Below are 15,444 nucleotides of genomic sequence, written 5' to 3' on the forward strand. Positions count from 1 at the left end.
GGAACCGGGTGGGCGGCGGGCGCGGAAAACGCGTTGCGGGGCGAGCACGGGGAGTGCATACTCGCCGCTTGGCGAGGGCCCGCTCGCCGCGCCGGTCAGGCGCAGGTCGATCCACAGGAGGTGCGTCATGGGAAACGCGGTCGCGGTCATGGAACCGCTTCACCGGTATCACCACCTCCACGGATCGACCCGAAGGAACCCTTGTGCCTACGCACTCGCACATTTCCCCCGTCTCACCTTCACCCTCACCCGCCGACTCGAACCCCTCGACCGAGGCTGACGAGGAGGCTTTCGAGCCTTACGACGAGCACGACGAACACCTCACCGACTCCTTCGAGGCCTCGGAGCGCGTCCGGGGACGGAGCCTGCTCAGCGAGCAGGAGCAGAAGCAGGAGCGGCTGCTGCTGCGCCGCGGCCGACTGACCGACCGCGAACGGGAGCGGCTGGCCTCGCGGCGCGAGGCGCGGGAGGACGAGCTCTACGCGCCGCCGCTGCCGGACGGGGCCGACCGCTGGTCCACCTGGGGGGAGGGAGACCTCGGACCCGAGCCGCGGCCGGAGTGGCTGGTGGTCGCGGACGGGGCGGTGGACAGCCGGCTCGGCGTGGTCAAGACCGGCAAGGAGGCCGACGTCCACCTGGTCGAGCGCTGGATCCCGGCCGAGGACGGCGCGTCGGTCGCGGCCAGCTGCCTGCTGGCGGAGAAGATCTACCGCAGCAACGAGCACCGCAACTTCCACCGGGATGCCGCGTACGTGGACGGGCGCCGCACCCGCGAGTCGCGGATGGACCGGGCCGTGGCCAACCGGACCAGGTTCGGCCTGAAGATCATCGCCGACCAGTGGGCCGTGGCCGAGTTCGCCGCGCTGGGCGCGCTGTGGGCGGCCGGGGCTCCGGTGCCCTACCCGGTCCAGCGCGTCGGCACCGAGCTGCTGCTTGAGTTCATCGGGGACGCGGACGGGTCCGCCGCACCGAGGCTGGCGGCGCTGCGGCCGGATCCGGACGAGCTGGCCGACCTGTGGGGTCAGCTGTGCGCGGCGCTGCAGATCGTGGCGCGGGCCGGCTACACCCACGGGGACCTCTCACCCTGGAACGTGCTGGTGCACGAGGGGCGGCTGGTGCTGATCGACCTGCCGCAGATCGTGGACCTCACCGCCAATCCGCGCGGGGACGAGTACCTCACCCGGGACGTGCGCAACGTGGCCACCTGGTTCGCCGCGCGCGGGCTGCCGGACGGCGAGCGCCGGACCGAGGAGCTGCTCACCACCCTGCGCTACGAGGCGCGGCTGGTCTGAGACGCGGCCAGAGGGCTGCGGCGGTCTGACTGTGCGTCAGCGGCGGATCAGGACACCTTCCCGACCGGATTCCCGATGAAACCTCCGTGATGCGCAGTCAGACCGTAAGCTGGGCTGCCATAAGACCGAGCACTTCCCCCTGGCAGCCGAGCACGTGGGACGGACAACGATGACTATCGCCCTGGAGCAGATCGGAACCACGGTCCGTAGTTACCTGGACCGCTATCCGTCCGAGAGCACGGTTCTGGTGCCGGTGCTCGACACGTTGGCCAAAGGTTTCGACTTCACCTCGCGCCGACGCTATCCGGCGCACGTCACGGCGGGGATAGTGCTGCTCGACGACCAGGACCGGGTGCTGCAGATCAAGCACACGGTGCTGGGCCGCTGGCTCACCCCGGGCGGGCACTGCGAGCCGGAGGACAAGTCCCTGGTCGGCGCGGCGCTGCGGGAGCTCGCGGAGGAGTGCGGGGTGGGCGCCGAGGACATCGAGCCGGTGGGCGGCGAGGACGCGCTGCCGCTGCACATCGCCGTGCACACCATCCCGGCGCACGAGGGCCGCAACGAGCCGTTGCACCATCATTTCGACTTCCGCTTCGCCTACCGCGCCGTGCCCGGGATCGCCGTGATGCTCAACGGCGAGTCCAGCGAGCTGCGCTGGCTGCCGTACACCGAGCTGGCCCCGGTCGACTTCGCCGACCACGACCTGCCGCGGCGCTGACCCCAGGGCGCTGACCGGCCCGATCGCGTCCGCGGGCGCCGCGGCGAATCCGGCCGCAGAAAGATTTTGGTCCGAGACCGGGGCGCCGGGTATGCTGTGCGGCAGGGAGGCTTCGCCTAGTCCGGTCTATGGCGCCGCACTGCTAATGCGGTTTGGGTCTCAAGCCCATCGAGGGTTCAAATCCCTCAGCCTCCGCCAGTAAACGCCCGCTTCGGCGGGCGTTTCGGCTTTCCGGAGCGGACGGGGTCCGCCCGGGTCGAGGGCGCCGCCGACCAGCTCGGCTGCGCCCCGTACCCGGGCGAACACGCGTCCGCGTTCGGCGGGCGTTCGAACCGGTGGATCGCGTTCGGGGGTTCACACGGTGATCTTGACCGTGTAGCCTGCCCGCTCAGAAGCAACTGGGCGGCAACGGCGACTCGTCCACTCTCAACGGAGATTCTCCCGCCGACGGCCGACATATGGGATAGTCGGACCCACGGCGGCACGCACGAAAGCGAGTGGAGGGACGTCCCGGTGGGCCCGACAAACCGAACCCCGGTCCGGGGCGCCGCCAGGCTCGCCGCGATACTCGACGCCTTACCCGACGCGCTGTTGCTGGTGGACGGCTCGGGAGCGATCGTCAACGCGAACGCCGCGGCGCTGAACCTGTTCGAGGGAGAGAGCGCGGAACGCCTGCTGGGCAAGCAGATCGCGCTCGTTCTGCCCGGTATCGGACGCACCCTGGCCACCACCGGCTCGGCTCCGGCCGCGCTGACGGCCGGCCCTTCCGCCGCGGGCACCACCGCGACCGGCCCGGCCCGCCGGCCGCCGGAGCGGATGGCCGCGCGGCGCACCGACGGCGGGATGTTCCCGGCCGAGGTGACCATGGCCGAGCTGGCCGAGGACGACGACGCCGGGCTGACCCTGCTGGTGGTGCGGGACCTGTCCGGGGTGCTCGACGTGGAGGCGGAGCTGCGCCGGCAGCAGCGCCAGATCGAGCTGATCCTGCGCGCGGCCTCCGAAGGCATCATCGGAGTCGATCACGAGGGTCGGATCGTGCTGGTCAACCCGGCCGGCGCGAAGATCCTGCGCTACCGTGCGGCCGATCTCGGCGGCCAGGACGCGCACGAGCTGCTCGCCCACTCCCGCGCCGACGGCACCCCGCTGCCCGAGGACGAGTGCGCGCTGCTCGACAGCGTGCGCACCGGCGCCAAGCACAGGGCCGAGGACAGCGTGCTGTGGCGCAGCGACGGCGGCCCGGTCTACGTGGATCTGACGACGGCTCCGGTGTACGAGGGCGAGAACATCATCGGCGCGGTGATGACCTTCGTGGACAACACCGCCTCGCGCGCGGCGGCCCGGCAGGCCGCCGAGCTCGCCGAGGTACTCGACCAGGAGCTGCGCGGCGGCCTCGCCGACCTCGGCGTACGGGTGCACGAACTGCTCGAGCGCAGCGTGCTCGCCTACGCGAACTCCGGGTACCAGACGATGCCCTTCGACGGCGCCGCGCTGGCCGCGCTCGAAGAGCTCGAGGTCGACCTGAGCCGGCTCTCCCTGCTCTCCTCCGACGTCATCGACTTCCAGCAGTCCGTGCTCGGCACCCCCGACTTCGAACCGGAGACGGTCGAGCTGGCCGATCTGGTCGAGGAGGCGGTGGCCGCGGCCGAACCCGCCGCCGGCGCCGTCGGCGTGGAGATCGCGGCCCACTGCGCCGAGGTCGAGGTCGAACTCGACCCCACACTGTTCGTCAAACTGCTGGTGCACCTGCTCGCCGACATGGTCTCGGTCTCCCCGGTGGGTGGGAAGATCGTGGTCACCGCGGCCCGGCGCGGCGCACTGGCCCGGATCGAGATCCGCGGGCCGCACACCGGCGGGGGTCCGCTGCACCTGCCGATCGCGCAGGCCATCGCCACCCGGCACAGCGGCACCGTGACCACGCACCGGATCGCCGGCAAGGGCAACACGCACGTGATCGAGGTTCCGGTGACGCAGCCGGCCCGGGCGAAGGGGTCCGTCGGCTCCGGCGCGGCTGGGGCGGCGAACGGTAGGAGCACCGCGAAGCCGGCCCCGCGCTCCCTCGGACGCACCTACGGATCCGGACCGCGCGAGATCGCCGACGAATCGTCTTCGCAGAGCACGCCGAACGCCGCGCACGGGCAGCACGCTCCGCAGGCCACGCCCGAGCCGCAGGAACAGGACACGCGCGAGTCGACCGGCCAGATCCCGAAGGTCAACGGCCACCACACCGGGCACGCGGCCGAGCGCCGCCGCCGGGTCACGCCCGAGGTGCAGGCACGGATCCCGGCGCAGTCGCGCTCCACCCTGTCCGGCTCGATCGGCTCGATCGCCGATCTGCGGCCGTCCAAGCCGATGCCGACCGGCGACGTGTGGTCCAAGCCGGACCGTTCGCTCACCTCCGAGCCCCCGCCCGCCGGCACCGGGCGCTACGGCGAGAGCGAAGCGCCGACGGACTCCGAGGACCGGGCCGAGCCGACGCGCGAGGAGCACCGCCCGTGGCGCGCCGAGCCTGAGCCGGAACCCGAGCCGCCCACGCCCTCCGCGCCCCCCGCACGCGGTACGCAGAGCCCGTACGGCACCGAATCCGTGCCGCGGGGCCGGCGTCGCGCGGCGCACGAGGACGAGCCCCAGTTCGTCGAGACCGTGCCAGAGCCCGAACCCGAGCCGGAACCCGAGCGACGGCCCGAGCGGCGGCCCGAGCCGGAACCCGTGCCCACGTACGACGACGGACCGCAGCTGCTGCTGTGGCCGGACCCGGACGAGGACACCAACGAGCTGCTGCGTTCCCGGGGCTACCGCCCGGTCGCGCTCGGACAGCCGGAGAAGCTGCCGGTGTTCGCCGCGAACGGGAGCGGCGGCGAGCCGCCGTTCGCCGTGTTCGTCGATCCGATCGCGGCGCCGATCACCCGGCGCGGGCTGCGCGAGCTGCGGCTGGCCGCGGCCAGGGCCGAGCTGCCGCTGCTGGTCACCGCCGGCATCGGCTGCACCGACGACGCGCGCGATCTCGGCCCCGACCCCTCGCTGCTGCTGACCGCGCTGTGTCCGGACGGCGTCCGGATGCCGCGGGTGCTGCTGGTCGAGGCCCGGGCGGATCTCGCCGACGCGCTCAGCGATCTGTTGGAACGTCAGGGCATGCAGGTGGCGCACGCGACCACGGACGCGGAGAGCCGCGAGTCCGCGGTGGCCTGCCCGCCCGACCTGGTGGTGCTCGACCTGATGCAGATCCGGCGGCGCCGGGTGGGCGTGGTGGACTGGCTGCGCGATCGCGGCCTGCTCGCCCGCACCCCGCTGGTGGTCTACACGGCCGAGGGCACCGACGCCGGCGGCTTCGCCTCGCTGTACCTGACCGAGCGCGCCACCGACGCCGAACCGGCCGGTCGCATCGGCGATCTGCTGGCGAAGATAGCCCCCTGAGTCCGGTCGGGCGCCGAGCTTCGGCCGCCCGCCCGGGCCGGCGGTACCCGGCACGTCCGCTTTCACCGCATTGTTCCGGCCCCGGGCCGAGCGGCGGCACAACTGCGGGTGTGGGGGGACTGTTGGAAACCGCACTTGTTGAGTACCTTCGGACCAGAAACCGTGCGTGCACCCATTCCACGACGGGACACCCTGACAAGCGGCTAGCCTGAGGCGGCGTCATGAAGCACCCACAGTCTTCCGATCCGGCGGCGCCATGAGCCTGCCGCCGTACGACCAGTCGATCCGCGACCTCGAGCGCCAGTACCAGGTCGTACTGCCCGACTCGGTGGGACAGGCGGCTCTGGGGTTCCGTGACGGAGTCTGGTTCCGGGTCAACTCCGGTGCCCCGCGTCCGGTTCCGCTGCGCTCCGCCATCATCCTGTGCCCGCACGCGGCCGGCTCGATCGTACAGATCGCCTGCTGGTGGATGCGGGAGAACGCGCGCACCTCGCGCGCCCTCGACCTGGCCACGGAGCTGGCGCTGACGGTGGGCGAACTGGCCCGCAAGGCGATCGAGGACGACCCGCTGGGCATGTCCCTCGACGGCCTCGGCTCTTCGTCCGGCTCCTCCGGCGCGAGCAGCCTGCTCGGGCTGTCCCAGGGCGGCGGCTACCAGACGGCGGCCGCGACCGGCGGCTACGCCTCCGGCTCGTTCGCCGCCGCGGGCGCCCCGGCCCCCGCGCCCTCCTACGATTCGGGTTCTTACGCCGCCGCCCCGGCGTACCAGGGTACGAACGATCCCTACGCCGCTCCGTACCCGGCGCCCGGCGTTCCGCAGATGCCGGCCTCCGCGGCGGCGACCACGGTGCTTCCGTCGATCCCGGCGGACGGTTACGGCATGCCCCCGGCTCCGCGCGGTCCGGCGGTCCCGCCGCGCGGGGCGGGCATGGGCGGCGGCCCCGGCGGTCCGGGCCAGCCTCCCCTGGGCAGCGGCGGGTATCCGCAGCGCCCGGCGCCGCTGTCCGGGCAGCCGATCCGTCCCCAGCAGGGCGGGCGCTACCCGCAGCCGCAGCAGGGCGGCGGGCGTCCGCAGCAGGGCCGGCCGATGCCGCGCCCGGCGGACCGGTACGAGGAAGAGCCCTACCGCGGCGGCGATCTGGCCGGCCGTCCGCCGACGCGCCCGAGCGCGCGTCCGGAGCCGGGCAGCGCCTGGTAGGTCAGTACACGCAGACGGGCCCGGGCGGCCCGGCGCCGAGTCGGCGTCGGATCGGCCGGGCCCGGACCGTCTTCTAGGGGCCGACCCGGGCCACCGGACCGTCGAGGTAGTCGGTGTCGATGACGATGGACACGCCGCCGTGCGTCTCCTTGTGGCCGCCCTGATACTGCTTGATCCGCTGCTGGTAGACCCACATCGTGTCGGGCACGGACGCGTCGGCGGTCTTGGCCAGCCGGTCCCAGTGCGCGATCCAGATCGCGTCCGGGGCCGCGAAGCCGTGCTGGGAGCGCACGATGCCGACCAGCGTCGTCATGCCGGAGTCGGCCGAGCCGTAGACCCCGGAGAGGTAGCCGTGGGTGTGCAGCTGCGTGGTCCAGGCGTTCAGGAAGGCCGTCACGGTGCGCACGCAGCCCTGGTCGTTCTCGTTGAAGGCCTCGAGGTCGAAGTAGACCGGGCTGTCGGGCGCGATGGACAGCCTGGCCGCGGCCGACGCGGCGCCGTTCGCCTCCGCCGTGCCCTGCTGCGCCGCCTTGGCCGCGGACATCAGGCTCATGCCCCTGCCCTTCACGCAAGGCGCCTGGAGCCCGACGTAGATCGGGATCAGGCTCCAGCCCTGGTCGTCGACGGCGCGCACCCAGCTCGTGCTGAGGTTCCCGATGCCGCAGGCCCGGTTGGATCCGCCCACGTAGATGCCGATGGCCTGGTAGGGCGAGGATTTCTGCCAGGCCGCCATGTCGTGGACGCTCGGCGCGGTGCAGGTGTCGAAGCCGAGGGCGTTGAGCACCGGACCGCCGAGCGGGCCCGCGACGGGGCGGTGTGTCCCCGCGGCGCGCGCGGCGGCCTGCGCCGGGCCGGCCAGCACGGCCGCGCAGAGCAGCATCGTGGAGAGCGCGAGGCAGCGGGCGAAGAGCGGACGGAGGCGGCGAGGAGTATCCACACTCAGCACACTAAAGCGATGATGTGCGCGATTCGGACATTCCGCACGCGTGTCGTCTACTGATCACTTGACCAGACTATTGGTTCGCCCGGTTGGATCCGCTCACGCGCCCGGCGCGGGCTCCGAGTGCACCAGGATCGTGTGCATGCCCTCGCGCAGCCCGTGCAGCGCGGCGCTGATGCCCTGCACCCGGAACAGCGGCTCGGAGACTATCTTGCTCTCGCCGACCGCCGGGGGCTCGGCCGCGATGGTCAGCTGCAGGGTGCGGTGGCTCAGGGCCAGGTTCTTGCCGTCCCGCTCGTGCACCTGGACCACCGGGTCGTCCGCGCTGGGGTGGAACTGGGCGGCCTCGTACATGCCCTCGCCGGTCTCGTGCGTCTCGAGCCAGAGCTCGTAGTCGTCGGTGGCGTACGGGTCGCCGGCCGGGCGGCCGATGATGACCACCGAGTCCAGGTCCTCGAGCTCGGGCCGGATCCGCTCGAACATCTCGGCCAGCTCGGTGGCCACGAACATCACCTTGACCTCGGCCTCGCGCAGCAGCGCGGCGATCTGCTCCTCCGGCAGCCACCAGTTCACCAGCATCACGGTGGTCCCGGTCAGCGCCGCGGCGAACACGGCCTCGATGCAGGCCGGGTGGTTGGGCGAGAGCACCCCGATCCGGTCGCCGGGGCGGACCATGGCCGCGCGCAGCCCGGTGGCCGCGCGGCGGATGTGCGAGTCCAGCTTGCGCCAGGTGAGTTTGTGCTGGCCGAATTGCAGCGCGGTGGCATGCGGGTTGCGGCCGAGCTGAAGCTTGACCAGATCGCCGATCAGGCCGAACCCGGGCGTGCCGGTGTGCGTCGACATCCGTGCCCCCTTGACTGTGGCCGGAATCGGCCGCCGTGCGCAATGTCCGTCAGAGCCGTATCCACGGTGACAGTAAAGGTAGCCCCCGCGCCCCCCGGTTGGCTACACTGCGCGACCGTCCGTTCGCCGACGATCATCCGGATGCGAACGGGCTCAGCCGTACATCCGCTTCATGGTGTAGTCGATCATCTGCTCGACCGTCTGCGAGTCGAACACCACCCGGTGCTCGCCCTCGATGTCCAGGATCATCCCGTAGCCGGCCGGCAGCAGGTCGAGCACCTCGGCCCCGGTGACGGTGAAGTGCCTGGCCTTCTCGCCGGAGTAGCGCTCGAGCTCGGTGGTCGAGGAGAACATCGGGATCACCGGCTGGGGGGTGTCGTGCAGCGCGAGGAAGCCGGGGCGCTCCCCGCGCGGACAGTAGATCTTCGACACGGTGAACACCGCGTGGAAGTCCTCGGGGCCGATGGCGCCGGTCGCGAAGGCGCGGATGGCGTCGGCCAAGGAGGGCTGCAGGATCTGCGCGCCGCCGTTTTCTTCTCCCGGGTAGCCGTACACGTCTCCGAGGGTATCCGCACGGGGGCCCACCGTTCTACGGCCGTCTCGGCGGCGCGATCGCGCTGCTGGTGGGGGCCGCCGTCTTGCGTGAAGTTACCAGCGGGTAGCATCATGGGTTACTGACGGGTCAGTTTTCCGGCCGGACCGGCCGACAGCGCAAAGGACCAGCCCATGGGCCACTACAAGGCGAACCTTCGGGATATCGAGTTCAACCTGTTCGAGGTGTTCGGCGGCGCGGAGACCTTCGGCTCCGCGGACTTTCCCGACGTGGACGTCGAAACCGCGCGCGACGTGCTGGCGCAGACCGAGCGTCTGGCCGTGACGGAGCTGGCCGAGTCCTTCACCGAGTCGGACCGCCACCCGCCCATCTTCGATCCGACCAGTGGCACCGCCCCGCTGCCCGAGGCGTTCAAGCGCTCCTACAAGGCTTACATGGACACCGAGTTCTGGCGACTGGGCCTGCCCGAGGGTCTCGGCGGCACGCTGGCTCCGGCCTCGCTCAACTGGGCCATCGGCGAGCTCGTGCTGGGCGCGAACCCGGCCATCTGGATGTACGGCTGCACCGCCCCGTTCGCCCGGGTCATCTGGTCCGTCGGCACCGAGGAGCAGCGCAAGGTGGCGCAGCGGATGGTGGAGAACGGCTGGGGCTCGACCATGGTGCTGACCGAGCCGGACGCGGGCTCGGACGTGGGCGCCGGGCGCACCAGGGCCGTGCGGCAGCAGGACGGCACCTGGCACATCACCGGCGTGAAGCGCTTCATCACCTCGGGTGAGCACGACCTGTCCGACAACATCATCCACCTGGTGCTGGCCCGGCCCGAGGGTGCCAAGCCCGGCACCAAGGGCCTTTCGCTGTTCATCGTGCCCAAGCACGAGTTCGACTGGGACTCCGGCGAGCTCGGCGCGCGCAACGGCGTCTACGTCACCAACGTCGAGCACAAGATGGGCCTGAAGGTCTCCAACACCTGCGAGGTGACCTTCGGTGAGAAGCACCCGGCCAAGGGCTGGCTGGTCGGCGAGGTGCACAACGGCATCGCGCAGATGTTCCAGGTCATCGAGATGGCCCGGATGATGGTCGGCACCAAGGCCATCGCCACCCTGTCCACCGGCTACCTCAACGCGCTCGACTACGCCAAGAACCGGGTGCAGGGCGCCGACCTGGCCGAGTCGGGCAACAAGGCCGCGCCCCGGGTGACCGTGACCCACCACGCCGACGTGCGCCGCGAGCTGATGCAGCAGAAGGCCTACGTCGAGGGCATGCGGGCCCTGGTGTTCTACACCGCCTCCTGGCAGGACCAGGCCTGGGCCGCGCGCAACCGCGGCGAGCAGAACGAGACGGCCGAGCGGGTCAACGACTTCCTGCTGCCGATCGTGAAGGGCTACGGCTCGGAGAAGTCCTACGAGCAGCTCGCCCGCTCGCTCCAGACCCTCGGCGGTTCCGGCTTCCTGCAGGACTACCCGATCGAGCAGTACATCCGCGACGCCAAGATCGACACCCTGTACGAGGGCACCACCGCGATCCAGGGCCTCGACCTGTTCTTCCGCAAGATCGTCAAGGACCAGGGCCGGGCGCTGACCCACGTCAAGGGCCAGATCGACGAGTTCCTCGAGGCGGCTCCGGGCGGCGAGAGCCTGGCAGCGGCGCGCGAGCGGCTCGCGGCGGGCGTGGGCGACGTGGAGGCGATCCTCAACACCCTGTTCACCCAGGCGTCCAAGGCGATGGAGGACCCGCGCCAGATACACGTCGCGGCCCAGTCCACCACCGCGTTCCTCTACGCCGTCGGCGACCTGATCTGCGCGTGGCTGCTGCTGCGCCAGGCCGCGATAGCCCAGGGGAAGCTGGCCGCCGGCGCGTCGGACAAGGACGTGGCCTTCTACTCCGGCAAGATCGCCGCGGCCAAGTGGTTCGCCGCGAACGTGCTGCCGCACCTGGCCGCGACCCGGACCGTGGTGGAGGGCACCGACCTGTCGCTGATGGACCTGGACGAGGCGGCCTTCTAAGCCCTCGCTCCCCCCGACACCGGCCGGGCCGGGCCCGCGCCTCCCGGCGCACGGCCCGACCCGCTCGGCCTAAACCACTCGGCGCGGTGGTTTGATCCAAGCCCTGATTCGGCATCAAAATCGGCGTCCGCCCTGGCAAAAGCCTTGGCGGGGGCCGATTCAGGGCTGTATGGAAGTTGACGAGGGGGGTATGTTGCCGTCGTGACTGAATCAGTGTTCAGTACTCAGGTGCCGGTGGCACCACGGGGGACCACGATCGAGCGCACGCTGGTGGCGGGCGCCGCGGGGGCGGGGGGATTCCGCCCGATCGCCGCCGGGCCCGGCGAGCCGTACATCCTGCGCACCGAGCTGGCCGCGCGGCCCTCGCCCGCGGGTCCGGCCGCGCCCCGGCCGCTGCTCGCCTTCGCCCAGCTGACCGACGTGCACATCGTCGACCACCAGTCCCCGGCCCGGGTGGAGTTCCTGGACCGGTACAACGACCAGGGCTCGCGCTTCGCCGGGCTGGCCAACGTCACCGGCTCCTACCGCCCCAACGAGATGCTCTCGGTGCAGGTGGTGGACGCGATGGTGCGGCGGATCAACGAGATCGGGGTCGGCCCGGCGTTCGGCGCGCCGCTGGCGTTCACGGTGAGCACCGGGGACAACGCGGACAACAGCCAGTACAACGAGTTCCGCTGGTTCGTGGACGTGCTCGACGGCGGTCCGCTGCACCCGGACTCCGGAGAGCTCGGCCGGTACGAGGGCGTGATGGACTGGGTGCACTACGACGTGCACTACTGGCATCCCGAGGGCACGCCGGACGGCGCCCTGGCCGACCGGCCGAGCGCACTGCACGGCTTCCCGCTGATCAGCGGTCTGCTGGAGAAGGCGCTGGCCCCGTTCACGGCCGAGGGCCTGCGGATGCCGTGGTACTCGGCGTACGGCAACCACGACGCGCTGCTGCAGGGCAACCTGCCGCACATCTGGGGCAGCACCGACTACGCGACCGGGGACCACAAGGCGGTAGAGCTGCCCACCGGCATCAGCCTGTTCCGGCTCGCCCTCGATCTGCTGCGGGTCTCGCCGCACGCCATAAGGGAACTGGTCGCGGGCGACTTCCGCCGGGTCACCCCGGATCCGGACCGCAGGCCGCTGCGGCGGGCCGAGGCGGTCGCGGAACACTTCCACACCCTCGGCTCCCCGGTCGGGCACGGCTTCACCGAGCAGAACCGGGCCGAGGGCACCGCGTACTACGCCTTCGACGCCGAGGCGGTGGACGGCTCGAGCGTGCGCTGCGTCGTGCTGGACACGGTGAACCCGTCGGGCGGGGCCAACGGCTCGCTGGACGAGCGCCAGTTCCACTGGCTCGAGGCAGAGCTCTACAACGCCTCCTCGCGCTTCCTGGACGAGAACGGGCGGCTGGTCACCGGGCCCGGCCGGGACCGGCTGATCGTGCTCTTCAGCCACCACACCGTCGAGACCATGGACAACTGGCTGACCGACACGGACCCGGACAAGCACCGGGTGCTCGGCACCAAGGTCAGGGATCTGCTGCTGCGCTACCCCAACGTGGTGCTGTGGGTGAACGGGCACACGCACGTCAACGGCGTCACCCCGTTCGCCCGGCACCCGCAGGCGCCGGTGCCCGGCGGGTTCTGGGAGGTGAATACGGCCTCGCACATCGACTGGCCGCAACAGGCCAGGCTGATCGAGCTGGCGGACAACGGCGACGGCACGCTCTCTGTGTTCGGCACGATCATCGACCACGCCGGGCCGGAGCAGCCGTCCTGGGACCTGTCCACGCCGGTGGAACTCGCCTCGCTCTCCCGGGTGCTGGGCATCAACGACTGGCAGCAGCGGGCCAGGCCGGAGCCGGGCTCGGACGGCCGGCGCGGGGCCGCGGTGGACCGGAACGTGGAGCTGCTGCTGCCGGCGCCGTTCTGAGCCGCGGGACCGGCGCGCGGGGCAGGCTTCGGGCACCTGCGCGGGTAAGTGGTCCGAGCCCGGCGATCTCTGTACCGGCAGATTAAGCTGAGCGCATGGCGACGACTTTCGACCGCACCCACACCGATGACCTGCTGGCGTTCCTGCGCGCCGCCCCGACCCCGTTCCACGCGGTGGCCGAGGCCGCGGCGCGACTGGAGCGGGCGGGCTTCACGCCCCTGTCCGAGGCGGAGTCCTGGACCGACGCGGTGCACGGCGCCCGGTACGTGATCCGGTCGGGCGCGCTGGTCGCCTGGTACCTGCCGGCCGACGCCCCGGCCGAGCGGCCGCTGCGCATCCTCGGCTCGCACACCGACTCGCCGAACCTGCGGGTCAAGCCGGCGCCGGACGTGACCACCGAGGGCTGGCGGCAGGTGGCGGTGGAGGTCTACGGCGGTCCGCTGTTCAACTCCTGGCTGGACCGGGACCTCGGCCTGGCCGGGCGCCTTGTGCTGCGCGACGGCTCCGAGCACCTGGTGAACATCGACCGTCCGCTGCTGCGGGTGCCCCAGCTCGCGGTGCACCTGGACCGCGGCGTGAACGGGGACGGCCTCAAGCTCAACCCGCAGCAGCACCTGCGCCCGATCTGGGGCGTCGGCGAGTCGCACGACGGGGACCTGATCGCGTTCGTGGCCGCGGAGCACAACCTGCGCGCCGAGGACGTGCTGGGCTGGGACCTGATGACCTACGACGTCACCGCCCCGGCGTATCTGGGCCGTGACGCCGACCTGGTCGCGAGCGGCCGGCTGGACAACCTGATGTCGGTGCACGCGAGCGTGGCCGCCCTGACCGCGGCGGTCGCCGACGGCCTCGACCCGCAGGGCCCGATCCCGGTGCTGGCCGCGATGGACCACGAGGAGACCGGCTCCGACTCGGCCTACGGGGCCGGCGGACCGTTCCTCGAGACCGTGCTCGACCGGCTGCTCGAGGCGCGCGGCGGCCGCGCGGAGGCCAGGGCCCGGGCGTACGCGGGCTCGTTCGTGGCCTCGGCGGACATGGCCCACGCGGTGCACCCGAACTACCCGGAGAAGCACGAGCCGGGCCACCGCCCGCGGGTGAACGGCGGCCCCGCGCTGAAGATGAACGTGAATCAGCGCTATGCGACCAACGGCCGCACCCAGGCGGTGTGGGCGCGCGCCTGCGCGGCCGCGGGCATCCCGACGCAGTCCTTCGTCTCCCGCAACGACCTGCCCTGCGGCACCACCATCGGTCCGATCACGGCCACCCGCCTGGGCATCGAGACCTTCGACGTGGGCGTGCCGAGCCTGTCCATGCACTCCGCCCGCGAGCTGTGCGGCGCGGACGACCCGTGGCGGCTCGCGGCTGCGCTCAAGGCCTTCCTCGAGGGCTGAGAACGAAGCGCCGCGGCGCAGATCGGCCCCGGCACACCGTCGTGTGTGCCGGGGCCGATCTGCGCTCTGCGATCAGGCCGCGATGGCCTCGAGCTCCTGCTCCTGCTCGACTTCGAGCTCTTCCTCGGTCGCGCAGACCGGAGCCGCGGGCCGGCTGCGGCGGTGTTCGGTGACGGCGGCGGCGCCCATCACCACGACGCCCGCGGCGAACCACAACGCGATCCGCAGCAGGTCCGCGCCGAACCCGGCGCCGCCGCGGTAGAGCATCGACTGCCCGCCGCTGACGTACCCGGCGCCGATCCAGACGTGGGAGAGCGCCCGGAAGAAGCCGGCCTGCAGGATCGGCGCGAAGACGCCGCCCGAGGTGGTGAAGTTCAGCGCCACGAAGATCGTGACGAGCGCGGGTGTGTTGGCCTTCTTGAGGAAGGTGTGCAGCCCGGCGCCGATCAGCACCACGGCCGCGGCGTAGAGCCAGGACATGCCGAACAGTTCCCAGGCGTGCCCGCGTACGGCGCCGATCAGCGGGTCGGCCACGGCCACCGCGATGGCCGAGATGACGCCCGCGCCCAGCACACCGATCCCGGCCCGGCGCCACGGCCGCACGCCCGCCCCGGCGGCGCCGAGGGTGGCGGCCAGCGTGTAGGAGCCGACGGTGACGGCGACGAGCAGGAAGAAGACGTTCTGGCCGAGCGAGTCGTAGCTCGGCAGCGGGCCGAGGTCGACCACGTCGAGGCGCACGTCCTGCTGGGCGGCGACCTGGTCGAAGGCGGTGGTCACGGCCTGCGCGGTGGTGGGCGAGGCCGCGGTGTCGATCACCAGGCGCGGGTCGGCGCCGGTGGCGCTCAGACTGAAGGAGCCGCTGACCTGGCCCGAGGCCACCTCGGCCTGCCCCTGCGCGCTGCCGGCGACGGTGCGCACGTCGAGCGCGTCCCCGGCGGCGGCCTGGATCTTCTGGGCCAGTGCCCGCTCGCTCGAGCTGGTGGCGACCACGGCCACCGGGATGTGGTGCGGTTCGGCCTGGTGGAAGCCGCCGATGTAGGCGAGCGACATGGCGAGGGCCATGTACAGGGGTATCCACAGGTTCTTGAGCAGGTGCCCGACCCCCGCGTGGGGTGCGGCCGCGGCCCGCTCCGGGGCGTCGTGACGCTGCATACGGCTTCTCTCCTTTTCGT

The 15,444-nt window shown here is 71.9% G+C and carries 11 protein-coding genes and 1 tRNA gene; 8 read left to right on the forward strand and 4 right to left on the reverse strand.

Annotated features, from left to right (window positions below; translation table 11 throughout):
- The first annotated feature begins 365 nt into the window (after positions 1–365).
- The 5 genes from KDL01_RS00005 to KDL01_RS00025 all read left to right on the forward strand — a co-directional run bounded on the left by KDL01_RS00005 (position 366) and on the right by KDL01_RS00025 (position 6,619).
- Positions 366–1,292: an RIO1 family regulatory kinase/ATPase domain-containing protein gene (locus KDL01_RS00005; protein WP_368861487.1), complete on the forward strand. Its 927-nt coding sequence runs from the start codon at positions 366–368 to the stop codon at positions 1,290–1,292.
- A gap of 169 nt (positions 1,293–1,461) precedes the next feature.
- Positions 1,462–2,010 (forward strand): NUDIX hydrolase, encoded by a 549-nt coding sequence (locus KDL01_RS00010; protein ID WP_212526155.1) that lies wholly within the window; start codon positions 1,462–1,464, stop codon positions 2,008–2,010.
- Positions 2,011–2,115: 105 nt separating this feature from the next.
- A tRNA-Ser gene (locus KDL01_RS00015) sits at positions 2,116–2,208 on the forward strand.
- Positions 2,209–2,523: 315 nt separating this feature from the next.
- Entirely contained in the window at positions 2,524–5,421 is a 2,898-nt protein-coding gene (locus tag KDL01_RS00020) for a PAS domain-containing protein (protein WP_212526156.1), read from the forward strand.
- A 256-nt stretch (positions 5,422–5,677) separates the two neighbouring features.
- On the forward strand, positions 5,678–6,619 hold the full coding sequence (locus KDL01_RS00025) for a hypothetical protein (RefSeq protein WP_212526157.1): 942 nt from the start codon (positions 5,678–5,680) through the stop codon (positions 6,617–6,619).
- Between the two features lie 73 nt (positions 6,620–6,692).
- Here KDL01_RS00025 and KDL01_RS00030 read toward each other — a convergent pair whose 3' ends face one another.
- From KDL01_RS00030 to KDL01_RS00040, 3 genes are all read right to left on the reverse strand, one after another.
- The gene (locus KDL01_RS00030) at positions 6,693–7,556 is read right to left on the reverse strand and encodes a glycoside hydrolase domain-containing protein (RefSeq protein ID WP_212526158.1); all 864 of its coding nucleotides are present in this window, start codon (positions 7,554–7,556) and stop codon (positions 6,693–6,695) included.
- Between the two features lie 102 nt (positions 7,557–7,658).
- Positions 7,659–8,402, reverse strand: a complete 744-nt coding sequence (locus KDL01_RS00035; RefSeq protein WP_212526159.1) for a class I adenylate-forming enzyme family protein — start codon at positions 8,400–8,402, stop codon at positions 7,659–7,661.
- Positions 8,403–8,555: 153 nt separating this feature from the next.
- Positions 8,556–8,957 (reverse strand): SseB family protein, encoded by a 402-nt coding sequence (locus KDL01_RS00040; RefSeq protein ID WP_212526160.1) that lies wholly within the window; start codon positions 8,955–8,957, stop codon positions 8,556–8,558.
- Between the two features lie 171 nt (positions 8,958–9,128).
- On the opposite strand from KDL01_RS00040, the gene KDL01_RS00045 reads away from it, so the two are divergent.
- The 3 genes from KDL01_RS00045 to KDL01_RS00055 all read left to right on the forward strand — a co-directional run bounded on the left by KDL01_RS00045 (position 9,129) and on the right by KDL01_RS00055 (position 14,272).
- Complete coding sequence (locus KDL01_RS00045; protein WP_212526161.1) at positions 9,129–10,958, forward strand: acyl-CoA dehydrogenase; 1,830 nt, start codon at positions 9,129–9,131, stop codon at positions 10,956–10,958.
- Positions 10,959–11,159: 201 nt separating this feature from the next.
- Positions 11,160–12,881, forward strand: coding sequence for a TIGR03767 family metallophosphoesterase (locus tag KDL01_RS00050; protein WP_212526162.1), 1,722 nt, complete (start codon positions 11,160–11,162; stop codon positions 12,879–12,881).
- Positions 12,882–12,976: 95 nt separating this feature from the next.
- Entirely contained in the window at positions 12,977–14,272 is a 1,296-nt protein-coding gene (locus KDL01_RS00055) for a M18 family aminopeptidase (protein ID WP_212526163.1), read from the forward strand.
- Positions 14,273–14,344: 72 nt separating this feature from the next.
- Here KDL01_RS00055 and KDL01_RS00060 read toward each other — a convergent pair whose 3' ends face one another.
- On the reverse strand, positions 14,345–15,424 hold the full coding sequence (locus KDL01_RS00060) for a hypothetical protein (protein ID WP_212526164.1): 1,080 nt from the start codon (positions 15,422–15,424) through the stop codon (positions 14,345–14,347).
- Between the last annotated feature and the right edge of the window lie 20 nt (positions 15,425–15,444).

This window comes from Actinospica durhamensis, assembly GCF_018139695.1.
In the GTDB taxonomy this organism is placed as follows: domain Bacteria; phylum Actinomycetota; class Actinomycetes; order Streptomycetales; family Catenulisporaceae; genus Actinospica; species Actinospica durhamensis.